General features: G+C 66.7%; 13 protein-coding genes. 4 read left to right on the top strand and 9 right to left on the bottom strand.

All coding sequences use genetic code 11. The features are described from left to right. The first annotated feature begins 99 nt into the window (after positions 1–99). From ACHMW8_RS19840 to ACHMW8_RS19855, 4 genes are all read left to right on the top strand, one after another. The gene (locus ACHMW8_RS19840; RefSeq protein WP_125158425.1) at positions 100–681 is read left to right on the top strand and encodes an RNA polymerase sigma factor; all 582 of its coding nucleotides are present in this window, start codon (positions 100–102) and stop codon (positions 679–681) included. Beyond that, complete coding sequence (locus ACHMW8_RS19845) at positions 656–1,600, top strand: FecR family protein (protein ID WP_125158424.1); 945 nt, start codon at positions 656–658, stop codon at positions 1,598–1,600. The genes ACHMW8_RS19840 and ACHMW8_RS19845 overlap by 26 nt, the downstream gene beginning before the upstream one ends. Before the next feature lie 110 nt (positions 1,601–1,710). Continuing rightward, entirely contained in the window at positions 1,711–4,776 is a 3,066-nt protein-coding gene (locus ACHMW8_RS19850; protein ID WP_395443503.1) for a TonB-dependent receptor, read from the top strand. Positions 4,777–4,914: 138 nt separating this feature from the next. After that, a complete protein-coding gene (locus ACHMW8_RS19855) occupies positions 4,915–6,030 on the top strand; it encodes a pectinesterase family protein (RefSeq protein WP_395443504.1) in 1,116 nt (371 codons plus the stop codon). Between the two features lie 22 nt (positions 6,031–6,052). Here ACHMW8_RS19855 and ACHMW8_RS19860 read toward each other — a convergent pair whose 3' ends face one another. The 9 genes from ACHMW8_RS19860 to ACHMW8_RS19900 all read right to left on the bottom strand — a co-directional run bounded on the left by ACHMW8_RS19860 (position 6,053) and on the right by ACHMW8_RS19900 (position 15,588). Next, on the bottom strand, positions 6,053–7,006 hold the full coding sequence (locus ACHMW8_RS19860; protein ID WP_395446014.1) for an alpha/beta hydrolase: 954 nt from the start codon (positions 7,004–7,006) through the stop codon (positions 6,053–6,055). Between the two features lie 4 nt (positions 7,007–7,010). Further along, positions 7,011–9,194 (bottom strand): TonB-dependent receptor, encoded by a 2,184-nt coding sequence (locus ACHMW8_RS19865; protein ID WP_395443505.1) that lies wholly within the window; start codon positions 9,192–9,194, stop codon positions 7,011–7,013. A 110-nt stretch (positions 9,195–9,304) separates the two neighbouring features. Further along, entirely contained in the window at positions 9,305–9,697 is a 393-nt protein-coding gene (locus ACHMW8_RS19870) for a hypothetical protein (protein ID WP_125158419.1), read from the bottom strand. A 322-nt stretch (positions 9,698–10,019) separates the two neighbouring features. Then, entirely contained in the window at positions 10,020–10,727 is a 708-nt protein-coding gene (locus ACHMW8_RS19875; RefSeq protein ID WP_395443506.1) for an MFS transporter, read from the bottom strand. Then, positions 10,703–11,536, bottom strand: a complete 834-nt coding sequence (locus ACHMW8_RS19880; RefSeq protein WP_395443507.1) for a DHA2 family efflux MFS transporter permease subunit — start codon at positions 11,534–11,536, stop codon at positions 10,703–10,705. The genes ACHMW8_RS19875 and ACHMW8_RS19880 overlap by 25 nt, the downstream gene beginning before the upstream one ends. 40 nt (positions 11,537–11,576) lie before the next feature. Then, a complete protein-coding gene (locus tag ACHMW8_RS19885) occupies positions 11,577–12,725 on the bottom strand; it encodes an HlyD family efflux transporter periplasmic adaptor subunit (RefSeq protein WP_395443508.1) in 1,149 nt (382 codons plus the stop codon). Positions 12,726–12,736: 11 nt separating this feature from the next. Further along, on the bottom strand, positions 12,737–14,152 hold the full coding sequence (locus tag ACHMW8_RS19890) for an efflux transporter outer membrane subunit (protein WP_395443509.1): 1,416 nt from the start codon (positions 14,150–14,152) through the stop codon (positions 12,737–12,739). After that, positions 14,145–14,564: a hypothetical protein gene (locus ACHMW8_RS19895; RefSeq protein ID WP_395443510.1), complete on the bottom strand. Its 420-nt coding sequence runs from the start codon at positions 14,562–14,564 to the stop codon at positions 14,145–14,147. The genes ACHMW8_RS19890 and ACHMW8_RS19895 overlap by 8 nt, the downstream gene beginning before the upstream one ends. Positions 14,565–14,721: 157 nt before the next feature. After that, a complete protein-coding gene (locus ACHMW8_RS19900; protein WP_395443511.1) occupies positions 14,722–15,588 on the bottom strand; it encodes an AraC family transcriptional regulator in 867 nt (288 codons plus the stop codon). Positions 15,589–15,691: the final 103 nt, after the last annotated feature.

Below are 15,691 nucleotides of genomic sequence, written 5' to 3' on the forward strand. Positions count from 1 at the left end.
CATCGGCGCTCGCGCCACCCCGCTTCTCTGTAAGTTTGACGGAAATCCCGCGGGCGTGCATCGCAGGGATAGGAAGACCGAATAACAGGGCGAGGAAACGTGTCGGACGGGCGTGCGCGCATCGTGGCGTGGCTGGGGCGGGAAATCCTGCCCCACGAAGCGGCTGTGCGCGCGTGGCTGCGGCGCTCATTCGCCGCGGCTGGCGACGTCGACGATATCCTTCAGGAGACCTATTGCCGCTTGGCCGCCCTCAGCACGATCGACCATATCGCCGAGCCGCGCGGCTATTTCTTCCAGGCCGCGCGCAGCGTGGCCCTGGAACAGATCCGCCGCGCCCGCGTGGTGCGCATCGAGACCGTCAGCGAGATCGAGGCGCTGGACCTGGCGCTTGAGGACCCCTCGGCCGAGCGGATCGTCTCGGGCCGGCGAGAGCTGGAGCGGGTGAGGGGGCTGATCGCGGCCCTGCCGGATCGCTGCCGCAGGATCTTCGAGCTGCGCAAGATCGAGGGCGTGTCTCAGCGCGAGATCGCCCGGCGGCTGGGCGTCAGCGAAAACGTGGTCGAGAACGAGGCGGTGCGCGGCCTGCGCGCCATCCTCGCGGCCATGACCGAACAGGATGCGCCGGCGGGCGCGCGAGGAGCCGGAGAGAAGACCGATGGTCGAACGCGAAAGCGCCGCTGACATCGAGGCGGACGCCGCCCGATGGGTGGTCCGCGTCGATCGTGACGGCGAGGCCGTCCGCTCCGAGCTCGACGCCTGGCTGGCCGGCGATCGGCGCCGCAGGGGCGCCTATGCGCGGGCCGAAGCCGGCTGGACTCGTCTTGACCGCGCCCAGGCCCTGTTCGTTCACGCGCCGGCCGCGCCCGACCGCCCGCGGCTGAGCCGTCGCGGGGTCGTGGCGGGCCTGGGTGCCGTCGCCGCGGGTCTGACGGCCATGGTGATCGGCCCGCGCCTGCTGGCCCAGCGATACGGCACAGCCTTAGGCGAAATCCGCCGGGTGCCGATGGCCGACGGCTCTGTGGCGGCGATCAACACCAGCTCCGAGCTCAAGGTGGACATGCAGCCGCGACTTCGCGCCGTGAAGCTTGAGCGGGGCGAAGCCTGGTTCGCGGTGGCCAAGGATGCGCATCGCCCCTTTGTCGTCCAGAGCGGCCCGGTCCGCGTTCGCGCGGTCGGCACGGCCTTTTCGGTGCGCAAGCGCGAGGGCGGCAGCGACGTGCTGGTTACCGAGGGGGTGGTCGAGGTCTGGACCGAGGATGGCAAGACGCCGCCGCGCCGCGTCTTCGCCGGTGAGCGGGTTTTCGCCGACAATGGGGCCGGCGTCCTGATCCCGCCCGAGGCCGACGCGGATCTGGCCCGGCGGCTCGCCTGGCGGGATGGCCAGATCGTCCTGGACGGCCAGACGCTGACCGAGGCCGCCGCCGAGTTCAACCGCTACAACGATCGCAAGATCGAGGTCGCCGATGCCCGCCTGGCCGACGAGCGGTTCGTCGGCTGGTTCCGGACCAACGACCCCGAAGGCTTCGCCGAGGCCGCCGCCGCCACCTTCAACGGTAAGGTGGTCCTGCGCGACGGCGCCATCGTCCTGCGGGGCCAATAGGCGCGCCGCGTAAAAAAAATCGACCGATGCCTGACGGAAACCGGTTTCCGTCGCATCGCACCAAACAGGCGTTCCAAGAAGCGCCGTTTGAACCACAGAGGGAGGGGCGCATGCGGACGTCGCTGCGTACTTACGAAAAATCCTGCTTGATGATCGCGGCGGGCGCCAGCGCGCTCCTGGCCGCGTCGGGCGCTCACGCCCAGGTGCGCAAGTTCGACGTGCGCGAGCAGTCGGCCGCCACGGGCATTCCGCAGTTCGGCAAGCAGGCCGAGTTGCAGATCCTGGCGCCGCAAAGCGCGGTGGCGGGCAAGCGCGTCAACGCCGTGCGGGGCGCCTATACGGTCGAGGAAGGCCTGGCGCGCCTGCTGCGCGGCGCGGACCTGACCGTGGTGTCCAACAACGGCCGCACGGCGGTTCTGGGTCAGACGGCCTCGCTGCAGTTGGCGTCCACCGCCGCGGTCCCGATGATCGCCGCCCAGGCCGTCGCGCCGGTCTCGGCCCCGCCGGAAGAGGCTTCGTCCGAAGTCGAGGCCGTGGTCGTCACCGGCTTCCGCGCCAGCCTGCAGAGCGCCATGAACCTCAAGCGTCGCTCAAGCGGCGTGGTCGACGTCATCAAGGCCGAGGACATCGCCGACTTCCCGGACGCCAACCTGGCCGAGTCGATCCAGCGGGTGCCGGGCGTCTCGATCGCCCGCGACGCCGGCGAGGGCCGCCAGATCACCGTTCGCGGCCTTGGTCCGCAGTTCACCCGCGTGCGTATCAACGGCGTCGAGGGCCAGAGCACGGCCAGCGGCACCGACAGTTCGGGCGGCGCCAACCGCAACCGCGCCTTTGACTTCAACGTCTTCGCCTCGGAACTTTTCAACAGCATCACCGTGCGCAAGACCGCCTCGGCCCAGACCGAGGAAGGGTCCCTGGGCGCCACCGTCGACCTGCAGACGGGCCGACCGTTCGACTACAAGGGCGCGACCCTCGTGGTCTCGGCTCAGGAAGGCTACAACGACCTCTCCAAGTCGTGGGACCCGCGGTTCGCGGTTCTGGCCTCGAACACCTGGTTCGACGGCAAGCTGGGGGCTCTGGTCTCGGTGGCCTATACCGAACGCGGGCTGCTGGAAGAAGGCCACGGCTCGGGCGGCTGGCTGAACGGCACGGAAGCGGGAGGCTTCAATCCCGCCTCCACCTTCAAGCCGGCCGGCACGGCTTCGGTGTTCACACCGCGCTTCCCGCGCTATGGGCGGCTGAGCCATGAGCAAAAGCGCCTGGGCGTCACCGGCTCGTTCCAGATGCGCCCTGACGACCGCACCCTGATCGGTCTGGACGTGCTCTATTCGGACTTCAAGGCCACGCGCGAGGAGAACTGGCTGGAGGCCCTGTCCTTCGCCCGCAACGCCTCGCAGGGCGGCCGCCCCGAGATCATCGTCCGCGACGGCGTGGTCAATTCCAAGGGCGACATGGTCTACGGCCTGTTCGACGACGTCGACGTCGAGAGCGAGACCCGCTTCGACAAGCTGGACACCAAGTACAGCCAGGCGACCTTCACGGCCGAGCATGAGTTCGGCGACCGCTTCAAGCTGAGCGGTTTGCTGGGCTTCTCGAAGTCGGACTTCGACAACCCCATCCAGACGACGGTGATCCTGAACCGCGAGAACGCCGATGGCTTCTCGTATGACTATCGGGTCAATCCGAACCTGCCGGCGATGAACTTCGGCTTCGACGTCACCGATCCGTCGGCCTACAATTTCGGCGCGGCGCGCTCGGAGATCCGCCTGCGGCCACAGGGCGTGACCAACAAGATCGCGACCGCCCAGCTGGACGGCGACTACCGCCTGAACGACGGCCTGAACCTGAAGGTCGGCGTCAACTTCAAGAAGTACAACTTCGACTCGTGGGCCCAGGCCCGGGTCAACGAGTCCGTCGTGCCGACCCTGCCGGCCGGCGTGACGCTGAGCAGCCTGACCAAGCTGGTTTCGGGCTTCGGCCGAAACCTCGGCGCTTCGGGCATCCCGACCAGCTGGGCCGCGCCGGACCTCGACGCCTTCGCCAAGCTGTTCAACATCTACAGCGGCACGGGCCTCTTCGAGCTCAGCGGCGCCTCAAACGCCAACGCCCGCGGCAACATCCGCAGCGTAGAGGAGAAGGACAGCGCCGCCTACGCTCAGTTGGACTTCCGCACCGACCACTTCGCCTGGCCGATCCGCGGCGATATTGGCGTCCGCTATGTGAAGACCGAGCAGAGCTCGACCGGCTACCAGCTGGTGGCCGGCGCGGCCCAGCAGGCCACCGTCAAGCGCGACTATGACGACATCCTGCCGGCCCTGAACGTCACCGCCGAGGTCACGCCCGACTTCCTGCTGCGCTTCGGCGCGGCCAAGGTGATGACCCGTCCGAACCTCGGCAGCCTGACGCCGGGCGGCAGCCTGTCGACGGTGGGCGTGTTCAGCGTCAGCTCGGGCAACCCGAACCTGAAGCCGATCCGGGCCACCACCTATGACCTGTCGGCCGAATGGTACTTCGCCAAGGACGCGCTGCTGTCGGTCGGTCTCTTCTACAAGGACATCGACACCTACATCCAGACCTCGCGCATCTCCCAGCCCTTCAACGCCTCGGGCCTGCCGCTGAGCCTGCTGGACGGTCTGGGCGTCTCGGCCGGCGACACCTTCCTGTTCAGCCAGCCGGTCAACACCAAGGGCGGTCCGCTGAAGGGGATCGAGGTCAGCTACCAGCAGCCGTTCAGCTTCCTGCCGGGCCTGCTGCGCCACACCGGCGCGATCTTCAACGTGACGGTGGTCGACTCCAAGATCGACTACATCTCGGCCCGCTCGCCGACCGGCTTTGTCCAGAACGACCTGGTCGGGCTGTCGAAGAACGCCTTCAACGCCACGCTCTACTACGAGGACGAGGCGTTCAGCGCCCGCGTCTCGGCGGCCTATCGCGACAAGTACCTGACCGCCGTGCCCAGCGGCACCAGCACCAACGACATCGACGGCGTGCGCTCGATCACCACCATCGACGCCTCGGCGTCCTACGCGATCAACAAGCGCCTGAAGCTGACCTTCGAGGGGCTGAACCTGACGGACGCCTTCAACAACCAGTACACCGACAGCAACCGCGACAGCGTCTACGTCTATTCGCATACAGGCCGGCAGTTCAATTTCGGGCTGCGCTACGCGTTCTAAAATCCCGCGCGACAGCTGAAGCAGGAGGGCGGTTGCGGCGGCTGTCGCGCATCAAGGGAAAGACGTTCCTCCTCCCGAGGAATCCTGGGCGTCGGCTGTCCTCCCGGCCGGCGCCCAACCCTTTTCGAAAGAGACGTCATGTCGCTGCCTGCTGTTTCCCGTCGTGATGTCCTGGCCGGCGCGGCCTTGCTCGTCCCGAGCCTGGCCTTGGCCGCGCCGCGCTACGACGCGGTGCTCTGGCGGGGGGAGGGCGAGGCCCCTCACGCCGGACCGGTCTTCTCGAAGCTATCGGCGGCGGTCGCGGCCGCGCCGGCCGATGGCAGGACGCCGTATCGGATCCTGGTCACCCGCGGGGTTTGGGACGAACAGGTCGTCATCGACAAGCCGTTCGTCCACCTGATCGGCGAGGACCGCAGAGCCTCGGTGATCAGCCACCTGGCGGCCTCGGGCCTCACGGCTCCGGACGGCAAGCGTTGGGGGACCTTCCGCACCCCGACCCTGTTCGTGCGCGCGCCCGATTTTTCGGCCAGGAACCTGACCATCCAGAACGCCTTCGATGGTCTGGCCGAGATGAGCAAGCCGGGCGGGCTTCACTCACATGACGGCGGCGGTCCCCAGGCCGTGGCCCTGATGCTGGACAAGGGCTCGGACCGCGCCCGCCTGACCGAGGTCGACATTCTGAGCTATCAGGACACGCTGTTCCCGGACGCCGGATCCAGCCTGTTCGAGCGCTGCCTGATCACCGGCAGCTACGACTTCATCTTCGGCGCGGGGCGCGCCTATTTCCAAGATTGCGAGATCCGCTCGCGGCCCCGGCCGGTCGATCCGATCGACGGCTATATCGTCGCGCCCAGCACGCCCATCTCCCAACCATTCGGCTTCGTGTTCCAGGGATGCCGATTGACGAGGGAGGCCGGAACCAAGGTCGGTTCGGTCTATCTGGGCCGCCCTTGGCGGCCGTCCAGCCTGTTTCCCGACGGCCGTTATGGCGATCCGAAATTCGTCGGCATGGCCGCCTTCCTCGAACTGCTGGATGGACGACCACATCGCTTCGGCCGGGTGGACCGAAATGTGGTACACCGGCAAGGATGGAAATCCCCGGACCATGCTTCAGCCCGAGGACGCGCGCTTCTGGCAATATCGCCCGCGTGGCCCTGGCGCAGGCGCGCTGTCTCGAGGGCGATGGCTCTCGCGAGCTCAGGCGCGAGCCATGACGAAGGCCAAGGTGCTTGCCTGGCGCCCCTGAGCGTTTGAGCGGGCTATGGAGCAAACGGCGCTAGCCGCTTCTGGCGCGCAGCCAGGCGCCAATGGTCTCGAGCGTTGAGCGGCCCAGGGGGATCGCGCCGGCGAACAGGACAAAGCCGTGGATGGTCCCGTCGACGCAGTCGTAGGTGACCTCGACACCGGCGGCCGATAGGGCCTGGGCATAGGCCTCGCCTTCGTCCCGCAGAGGATCAAGGGAAGCGGTGACGATCAGGGCTGGCGGCGTGCGCGCCAGGCGCGGAGCGGTCGCCAGCAACGGCGAGCCATCGGCGGTTTCGCGGCTGGGGTCTCCAGGGGCGAAATATTCCTGTTCGGCGCGCGTGATGTCGAAGGCTCGCAGGAACCAGCGCCCGTCGCCCAGGGCCTGGCGGCTTTCGAACCGGGCGGCGGCGCTGGCCGTGGTCACCGGATAGATCAGCACCTGCCCCCTCAGGGGAACAGTCGTGCGCTGGGCGACCAGCGCCGCCAGGTGACCGCCGGCGCTGTCGCCCGTGACGAAGATCCGGCCGGCGTCCGCGCCAAGATCGTCGGCCTCCCGGGCGATCCAGTCCAAGGCCGCCAGGCAGTCGTCGAGGGCGGCGGGATGGCGGTGCTCGGGCGCAAGACGATAGTCGACGTCGACGACCAGACAGCCGCTGGCCTGGGCGTAGGCGCGGGCCACGCGCTCATAGGCTTCCCCTCCGCCCAACACCCAACCGCCGCCATGAATGTGCAGCAGCACGGGCGGGCGGGCGGCCGCCGGGTCGAGCGGCCAATAGAGTCGTAAGGGCACGGCGGTGTGGGCGTCGACGGCCACGCGGTTCTCGATCCGCGCCGTTGGCGCCAGCGGAGGGCCGTAGAGATCGGCGGCGATCGCCAAGCCCTGACGTCGTTCCGCGACGCTCGGATCGGCCGGGCCGCCGGCGAAGTCATCGCCCATGCGCGCCAGCAGGGCCGCGGTGCGCGGATCGACATAGGGATCGGCCATCACGTCAGAACTTCGCGCCGATCGTGAAGCTGACGGTCTTGGGCGCTCCATAATAGGCCAGCTGGATGCCGAGCGAGTCGGAGAGGTCGAAGCCCTGCTCGACATAGTGTTTGTCGCCGATGTTCTTGGCGCCCAGTTGCGCCCACCAATGGTCGTCGGGGCTCTCCCAGCGGACGAAGGCGTCGAACAGGGTGTAGCCGCCCTGCGACAGGACCTGACTGCTGGAGACGGTCGGATAGGTGCGCGAGCGAAACGCCGCATCCGCGCCGACGATCACCGCGCCGCCACCGGCCAGCTCAAATCGATAGGCCGCGCCGACCTTGCCGTCCCAGCGCGGGGCGTTGACCAGCTTGCGCTGGGCGCTGATGTCGACACCGCCCGGGCCGATATAGCGATCGTAGTGGGCGTCGAGATAGCCAAGCACCAGGTTCAGCGTCAGGGGAGGGGCCGGGCGGGCCACCAGTTCCAGCTCCGCGCCGCGCATGGTGGCCGCGCCGGCGTTAGTGAACAGGGCGGTGAAGGCGCCGGTCGACGTGGCGGCGAAGCTCGAAAGCTGCAGGTCCTTGTAGTCGTTCCAGAACACCGCGGCGTTGGCCGTCAGGCGATGATCCAGCAGGCTCGACTTGACGCCGGCTTCATAGGCCCAAAGCGTCTCCGGATCATAGGGAACGGCCCCAGCCCCGTCATTGGCCCGGCCATCGAAGCCGCCGCTCTTGAAGCCCCGACTGACGCTGGCGTAGGCCAGGACGTCGTCGGAGACCTTGTAGTCCAGCCCCAGCTTCGGCGTCAGGGCGTGGAAGTCACCGCTTGTGTCTATGAAGGTGGCGTAGGGGCCTTGGTCGTAGGGGACGGGGAGGGTGGTCACCGCGCTGAAGTACTTCTGGGTGCGGAAGAAATCCTTGGTCTCGGCGGTGTAGCGCAGGCCCGCCGTGGCCGACAGTCGATCGGTCAGACCGTAGGTCGCCTGACCATAGGCCGCCCAGTTTTCGTTGGTCTGGTCGTTCAGCGAACCCGTCACTAGGCCCAGCGCCGGGCCATAGAGGCCGCTGAAGGTCTTGTCCCGCTCCTTGAAATAGAAGACGCCGCCGACCGCGGTGAGCTTGTCCCCGGTGTAGTTGAACTGCAGTTCCTGGCTGAACTGGTGCTGCTTTTCGTCGTCATAGACGCCGAAGATCGGCTGCGGCGTGGCGTCGACGTCCAGGTGGGCGTCGTAGAACATGCGGCGATAGGCGGTGATCGACTTCAGTTCGAGACGCTCCGACACCCGCCAGTCGGCGACGAACGACACGCCGCCCGTGGTCAGGTCGTTGCGGTCGTTGAAGTCGGCGTCGACCTTGAAGGGGTCGGACTTGGTGGCCGGGAAGCCGAACACCGGCGTGGCCCGCGCCGGGGTGCGCGAGGTGTCGGGCCGGTCCTTCGAACCGTCGAGATTGAGCCGGAACGTCAGGTCGTCGCTGGCGCGGTATTCGAAGGCCAGGCGGCCGGCGATCAGGTTCTTGTCCCCGTCGCTGCGCCCATCGAAGGCATTCTCGCCGTAGCCATCGCGCTTGGCGATCGCCAGCGAAGCCTTGGCCAACAGCTTGTCCTGGATCAGCGGACCGCTGATCGAGCCCTTGAACTCGCGACGGTCGTAGTCGCCGATCGTCGCTTCGGCCGAGCCCGCGACATCGTTCGTCAGGCCTTTGGAAACGAACTTGACCGCGCCGCCGATGGTGTTGCGTCCATAGAGCGTCCCTTGGGGACCGCGCAGCACCTCGATGCGGTCGACGTCATAGACGTCCAGAAAGGCGCCTTGGGCGCGACCCAGATAGACGTCGTCGACATAGACGCCCACGCCCGGGTCGGCGAAGGCCAGGCTGTCGATCTGACCCACGCCGCGGATATAGACGACGGCATTGGCCGCATCGCCCTCGTGAATGGTCAGGTTGGGAATCGAGCCCTGCAGATCTCCGACCGTGCTGGCCTGCAGGTCGCGCAGCGTGTTGGCGGAAAAGGCGGTGACGGCGGCTGGCACATCCTGCAACCGTTCTTCTCGGCGCTGGGCGGTGACGATGATCTCCTCGACGCCGACCTTGTCCGGCTTCGGCTCAGCGGCTTGGGCGAACGCCGCGTCAGCCCAGCCAAGACAGATCAACGAGACGCCGCCCAGGAGGGCGCGCGCGGTCCGCGCGGTGCGATGGTGCTTCATGGTCGTTTCCCCGGACCGCTCTGATCGGCGGCGTCCCCAGGGCATAGACAACCAACAGCGCCTGGCGGCTATCGTAGAGTTTGTGGCGAAAAAGCCCGCAAATTCTGCGCCTAATGGCGCTCAGGCGCGATGGCGGCCTGGGCGATGCGCAGGGTGCGCTGCAGGTGAGCGCGGATCATGGCCTCCAGCTTCGGGGTCGGCCGGACGATGGCGGCGCGGCCGTCGTCGCCAGCCCGGGTTTTCAGCAGGTAGCCGTCGTCGACGGCCCGCTTGATGCGTTCCTCCCGGGTGCGGTTGGAGCCGCTCTTCATGATCTGGCAGGCGGCGCTGACGGTCATCGGCCGGCCGTTGTCATTGGCGATCATGCAGCCGACCAGCAGGTACCAGAATTCCTGCGTGAAATAGCCGGGGCGTCCCTCGAAGGTCTCGTCCCAATCACGGGCGTAGGCGACCAGGGCCTGGGCCCAAGCCTGCAGTTGAACGTCAGAGGCTTCGTCCGTCATCACCAACTTTTTCCCCCTGGGCCGCAACATGCATTTGGCGATGATGGACCACAAGGTTTGGAAGGGATGGCGACGCCAGATGGGCGATCCAACTTGTCGCTAACTCATAGATCCTAGATGCGACAGGACAGCAGAACGAGACGCCTGTAGACTCTTCGCTCGCGACAACTCCTGCGTACCCGGCCGCGACTCCAATATGTGCGGCGGACGCTTGTAGCGCTTCTTTGGCGATCCCTTCGGCCCGTCCGGGGAGCGCTAGAGCGTCGACCGCGCTACGTCCAAGGTCCGCGCGACCTCGGCGCCGTCTCCCCCCGCCTCCGCTTCAATGCCCGCCGCTCGTATTGATCGGACCTTTCGGCTTCGGCGCCAGCCAGATCAAAGCCCCGGTGAAGGCAAGGCACAACGCCACCACGGCGAACATGTTGAGCGTGGCGAGCATCACGCTCTGGCTTTCGACGACATTGGTCAGCAAGGCGGTCGCCGTTTCGCGCGACAGGCCAGACGCAACCATCGTCTCGATCGTGGCGGGCCCCTGTTGCATCGCGCCAACCAATCCGGACTGGTTGACTCGGGCGGCGTTGATCCAACCCGTCTGCACCAGAGACGCGGCGAAGGCGGTGGCGAGCGTGCGCAGAAAATTGGAGATGCCGGCGGCGTCGGCCTGTTCGTTGGGATCGACGCTGGCGATACACAAGCCGGTGATAGGGATGAACAACATCATCAGGAACGGGCCTGTCAGCAGCATCGGCCAGGCCATCTGCAGAAAAGTCATATCGGGCGTGAAGCCGATGCGCCAAACCGAGATCAGCGCCAGCCCTCCTATGCCGGTCGAGATAATCAGGCGCGGGTCGATTTTTGCCGAAGCAGCACCGATGATCGGTGAAGCGAACACCGCGAAAATACCCATTATTCCGGTGGCATAGCCCGCCCAGGTCGCGGTGTAGCCCATGTTCTGCTGCAGCCACAGCGGGATAAGGACGATGGTCGCGAAGAAGGCGCCAAAGCTCATGGCATAGGTGACCGACGCCACGACGAAAACCGGCGGTGCCGAAACACCCGCAGGTTAACAATGGGGTGTTTTTCGGTCAGCTCCCAGATCAGGAATGCGATGAAACCGATGGCCGCGACAACGGCCAGCGCGCGGATTTCGGTCGCTGCGAACCAATCGAGATTACGCCCCTCGTCGAGTAAAAGTTGGAGGGAGGTAACCCACGTGACGAGGAGGGCTAGTCCCACCACGTCGATCGGCGATCGGGCTGTTTCCTCGCGTCGCCCACGCAGCAGGTAGAACAGGCTCGCCGCGCCAAAGGCGGCCACAGGGACGTTGATAAAAAATATCCACGCCCAGCCGGCATTGTCGGAGATCACGCCGCCCAGGATGGGCCCGGCAATGGGCGCGACCGTGGTGGTCATCGCCCAGATGATCGTCGCGAGGGTCGCTTTCTCGGAGGGAAAGACGCGCAGCAGCAGTGTCAGCGAGAGAGGTCGCATCATGCCGCCGGCAAGACCCAGCAGGATCCGGCCCGCGATCAGCATCTCGATCGAGCGCGACAGGCCGCACAGCAACGAAATAGCGCCAAAGGCGATAAAGGCCGAAATGAACATCCTCTGTTCGCCGAAGCGCCGGGCCAGCCAACCCGCCAGCGGGACGGTTATGGCGTCGGCGACGGCATAGAAGGTGATGACCCTGGTCGCCTCCGTCACCGACACGCCGAGCGAACCGGCGATATGCGGGATGGACACGTTCGCGATGCTCGAGTCGAGAACGACGATGAAATTGCCAAGGCCAATCAGCAACGCCGCGAAAATAAGGGTCGCGCCGGTGAGCGGCTTGGCCATGGCTGGCGCGGCAGCAGTGTCCGTCATGTCCGGGTTCCGCTTACTTCGAGAGATCCACGGTGGCGTTCATCGACAGTCCAACCCGCAGCGGATGTTCGGCCAGTTCCTTCGGGTCGAGCGCGATCCGTACGGGCAGGCGCTGAACCACCTTGATCCAGTTGCCCGTGGCGTTCTGGGCGGGGACAACCGCGAAGGCGGCGCCGGTGCCGCCCGAAAAGCCGATGACGCGGCCATGATATTCGACATCCTCGCCGTAGAGATCGGAGGTGAGGGTGACGCGCTGTCCCGGTTTGACGCGGGCCAACTGGCCTTCCTTGAAGTTGGCGTCGACGAACGCGGCCTGGACAGGAACGATCACCATCATCGACGCGCCCGCCGGGACACGCTGTCCGACCTGCACCTGGCGACGGGAGACAACGCCGTCGATCGGCGCGCGCACCACCGTGCGATCAAGGTCCACCCGCGCCTGATCGCGCGCGGCGCGCGCGGCCAGAACTTCCGGATTGGCTTCGGGGGCGGCGCCGGCGATCAGGGCGCGATTGGCGTCGCGGCTGCCCACCGCTGAGGTCTGGTTGGCCTGCGCCTGGGCGTTCTCGGCCTGTGCGACCTTCAGGTTCGCGGTGGCCGTGCTGTAGGCGTTGCGCGCGATGGTCAGTTCATCGCCGGAGACGGAGCCCGACGCCGCGAGCGCTTCGCGACGGTCAAGATCGATCTTGGCCTTGGCGAGATCGGCGCGCGCCGCGACGAGCCGTGCTTCGGCGCGGGCCTGATCGGCGACGCGCGCCGTCACCTGGGCGCCAAGGCCGCTATCGGTCGCGAGGAGCCCGCGAACCCGGCGTTCAGTCAGCGAAAGCTCGGCTTCGGCGCGGGCCAGCGCGAGGCGGGCGTCCGTGTCGTCGAGCCGCACGAGGATGTCGCCGCGCTTCACACGCTGAGCGTCGTCGACCAGCACCTCGCGCACCGGACCGCCGATCAGCGGCGTCACCTGGGCGACATCGGCGCCGACATAGGCGTTGTCGGTCGAAACGCGCCGCGACGCGATAAAATGGACGTAGGCCCAATAGAGAATGGCCAGGCCGACCACCACCATCGCGAAAATCGCGAACATCTTTCGGCGCTTGGCTCTTGCAGCGGAGGCATTCGGGGCTTCGGCGGCCAAGGGAGCCGCCGCCAGGTTTTGAGTGGACATCTGGAGATCCTTCAGGAACGGAAGCCGCCGCCGAGCGCGCGGATAAGGCCGACATTGAGGACGAATTTGCGATTGCGGAGCGTGGCGAGGTTGCGCCGCGCATCGATCAGGGCGTCTTCGGCCACGAGCACATCGAGAGACGTGGCAAGCCCGCCCTGGTAGCGATTGTTGGCCACTGTCCAGGCCGCGGCCGCGGCGCGCTCGGCTTCATCGGCCCTGCCGATGCGTTCGGCGAGCGCCCGTTCGCTGGCGGCGACGTCGGCGACCTCGCGCAGGGCCTGGGCCAGCGCGCCGTCATATTCGGCGACCGCGCCGCGATAGTCGGCTTCAGCGGCGCGATAAGCGCCGGTCAGCCGCCCCCCGTCGAAGATCGGCAGACTGACGGCCGGACCGGCTGTGCCGAAGCTGGAGCCCGACTTGACGAGATCGCCGATGCCGATGGACTGAAACCCGATCAGCCCGGCAAGGTTGACGTTCGGATAGAAAGCGGTGCGCGCCTGCTTGATCCGGCTTGCGGCCGCCTGCGCCCTCAGCCGCGCGGCGATCACATCGGGGCGTCGCCCGATAAGGTCGGCTGGCAAGTTGGCGGGGAGACCGAAGTCCTCTGCCGCACGCGCGGTCGGCCGCTCGATGGAAAGGCCCCTGTCGGGCCCCGCGCCGAGCAGCACTGCGATCCGATTGCGCGTCAGCGAGACGGTTTCATTGAGCGCGGCAAGCTCTCCCTGAGAGGCGGCGAGCGCCGAACGCGCCCGCTCGACGGCGCCGGCGTTTTCAAGCCCCTGCGCCCGTCGCCCTTCCATCAGTTCGACAGTGCGTCGCCGCACCTCGACGGCGCGCTGCGCCGCATCGGCTTGCGCGAAGAGATCGGCCAGATCGGCATAGGCTTGCGCGATACCGGCCGAGAGGATCAGGCGGGTCGCCGCCGCCTCGGCCTGGGCCGCCGCGGCGTCCGAACGCGCCGCGGCCAGTGCGGCCCGGTTCCGCCCCCAGAAATCCAGCTCCCAATCCAGCCGCGCCGTCGCCTGGCCATAGTCTTGCCAGCCTCCGGGCGCGAGCCCGCGCGGGATGAGATAGTTGTAGCTCTGCTTGGTCCCGCCGATCTCCCCATTGACCTGGATCGATGGCAGCAGTCGGCTCCGCGCTTGCCGCACCAACGCCTCGGCCCGTTCGAAGCGCGCCTGGGCGACGCGCAGATCGGTCGCGGCCGACAGGCCTTCTTCGATCAGCGCCGTCAGTTGCGGATCGCCGAAGCCTTCCCACCAAAGATCTGACGGCCAGGATGTCTCGGGCGCCGCCAGACTTGCGGCGCTTGCAAAGGCGCTCGCTGGCCGCATCGCCGGCGCCGCGCCTTGTTTCGGCAGGCCCGCGCAGCCGCCAAGCAGCAGAACCGCCAAAATCGAGGTGGAGCAGATCGGGCTCTTACGCATCGGGCTGCTCAGCCTCGATCTGGGCGGCCTGTTCGCCCGCGAGCAGCCGTGCGGCGACACCTTCGGCTTCCGCTTCGGAAGCAGAGACGAGGATCGGATAGCCCCAGAATTTTTGGAAGACGGGCGCCGAGGTCTTGGCGAGGAAGCGTTTTGCCGGGCTCGGCTCGATATACACCATCGCCCGGACATAGGTGTGGAGCGCCTGGCGGTTGCGCTTCATCCACAGCGTCACCCGCTTTCGTTCCTCGGCCGACTGAACCTCGTCAGGTTCCGCGCCGAGACCGATCAAGACGAAGGGCGTCTTACGCTCGAGGAGATTCTCGAAAATCTGGAAGCTGACGTCATCGCCTCGGTCATCGGTGCGATTATAGTGCATCCGCACTATCGGAAACTGCGTGTCGTCCACCAGCATGGCCTGAATCCAACAAGTTCATCATTCCAAGCCTTCCTAGGCTCTTGATGTCATTTTGGATTTGGCCGCTCGGGCAGATGATTTATCGAAACTGCCAATCTTCTAGATCCGTGCGGGCGCCTGGCGGTTCCTCGGCCGGATCAAGCAAGGCCGCGCATCAAAGCCCCAGCGCTCTCTGAGCCTCCATCATCGTGGATATGATTTTGGGCTTGCTCTGTTGCGGCGTCGCCGTGGGCGCCGCGCTCCGCCGCGCGGCCAGGAACTGCCCCGGCGGCTGCCCCATGACCTTCTTGAACATCGTGATGAAAGCGCTGGCGCTTTCGTAACCGAGATCGAACGAGACGGTCTGCACGGGCGCGCCTTCGGTCAGACGCTCGATCGCGAACATCACCTGGAACTGCTGGCGCCACCGCCCAAAGCTCATGCCGGTCTGGCTCATGATGAGCCTGAACAGGCTGCGCTCGCTCATGGCGACGATCCGGGCCCATTCCCCGATGGTCGTACGATTGGCGGGATCGGACGACAGGGTCTTGGCGATGGTTCGCAACCGCGGATCGGCCGGCATGGGCAGATGAAGCGCTCCCATTGGCGCACGCTCGAGCTGGTCGAGCATGGTCTGAACAAGGCGACCGTCAGCGCCGTCGACATCGTAGAGGGACGGGAGGCGAGACACGGCGATCAGCAGCTCGCGCAGCAGCGGCCCGGTCGAGAAGGTGCTGCACGCCGCGGGCAGATTGCGGGCAAGTTCGGGATCGATGAAGAGCGTGTAGACCTCGAGGTCGCCGGCGCAGCGCACGCTATGCTCCATGTCGCCAGGGATCCACAGCGCGCATTGCCGTGGGACCATCCACAGACCGTGCGCCACTTCGCACGTGATCAGGCCGCGGACCGCCAGGATGAGTTGCGCTTTGCGATGGTGATGCGGCGGTTGCTCGAAACCTTCCGTGAAAAGCTCCATCCCCACGGCCGAAACGGGCCGGGGAATCTCCTCGGGCTCGAAAATCTCGTAGTCGTCGCTTTGCATCGCTCCGCTCCCCAGGGGCAGCCTTCAATCTGCCGGCAAAGCTTCAAAAGTGCGAGCAATTCTCAACTAGGTGGCGGTATTGCGAAACTCTTTGGCGATATCG

The sequence above is a fragment of the Caulobacter sp. UC70_42 genome, assembly GCF_044056025.1.
Lineage (GTDB): Bacteria > Pseudomonadota > Alphaproteobacteria > Caulobacterales > Caulobacteraceae > Caulobacter.

Excerpts from the sequence above, each read along its gene's own strand:
- ACHMW8_RS19845 (WP_125158424.1), top strand. The coding sequence starts at position 656 with ATGGTCGAACGCGAAAGCGCCGCTGACATCGAGGCGGACGCCGCCCGA.
- ACHMW8_RS19850 (WP_395443503.1), top strand. The coding sequence starts at position 1,711 with ATGCGGACGTCGCTGCGTACTTACGAAAAATCCTGCTTGATGATCGCG.
- ACHMW8_RS19855 (WP_395443504.1), top strand. The coding sequence starts at position 4,915 with ATGTCGCTGCCTGCTGTTTCCCGTCGTGATGTCCTGGCCGGCGCGGCC.
- ACHMW8_RS19860 (WP_395446014.1), bottom strand. The coding sequence starts at position 7,006 with ATGGCCGATCCCTATGTCGATCCGCGCACCGCGGCCCTGCTGGCGCGC.
- ACHMW8_RS19865 (WP_395443505.1), bottom strand. The coding sequence starts at position 9,194 with ATGAAGCACCATCGCACCGCGCGGACCGCGCGCGCCCTCCTGGGCGGC.
- ACHMW8_RS19870 (WP_125158419.1), bottom strand. The coding sequence starts at position 9,697 with ATGACGGACGAAGCCTCTGACGTTCAACTGCAGGCTTGGGCCCAGGCC.
- ACHMW8_RS19880 (WP_395443507.1), bottom strand. The coding sequence starts at position 11,536 with ATGGCCAAGCCGCTCACCGGCGCGACCCTTATTTTCGCGGCGTTGCTG.
- ACHMW8_RS19885 (WP_395443508.1), bottom strand. The coding sequence starts at position 12,725 with ATGTCCACTCAAAACCTGGCGGCGGCTCCCTTGGCCGCCGAAGCCCCG.
- ACHMW8_RS19890 (WP_395443509.1), bottom strand. The coding sequence starts at position 14,152 with ATGCGTAAGAGCCCGATCTGCTCCACCTCGATTTTGGCGGTTCTGCTG.
- ACHMW8_RS19895 (WP_395443510.1), bottom strand. The coding sequence starts at position 14,564 with ATGCTGGTGGACGACACGCAGTTTCCGATAGTGCGGATGCACTATAAT.
- ACHMW8_RS19900 (WP_395443511.1), bottom strand. The coding sequence starts at position 15,588 with ATGCAAAGCGACGACTACGAGATTTTCGAGCCCGAGGAGATTCCCCGG.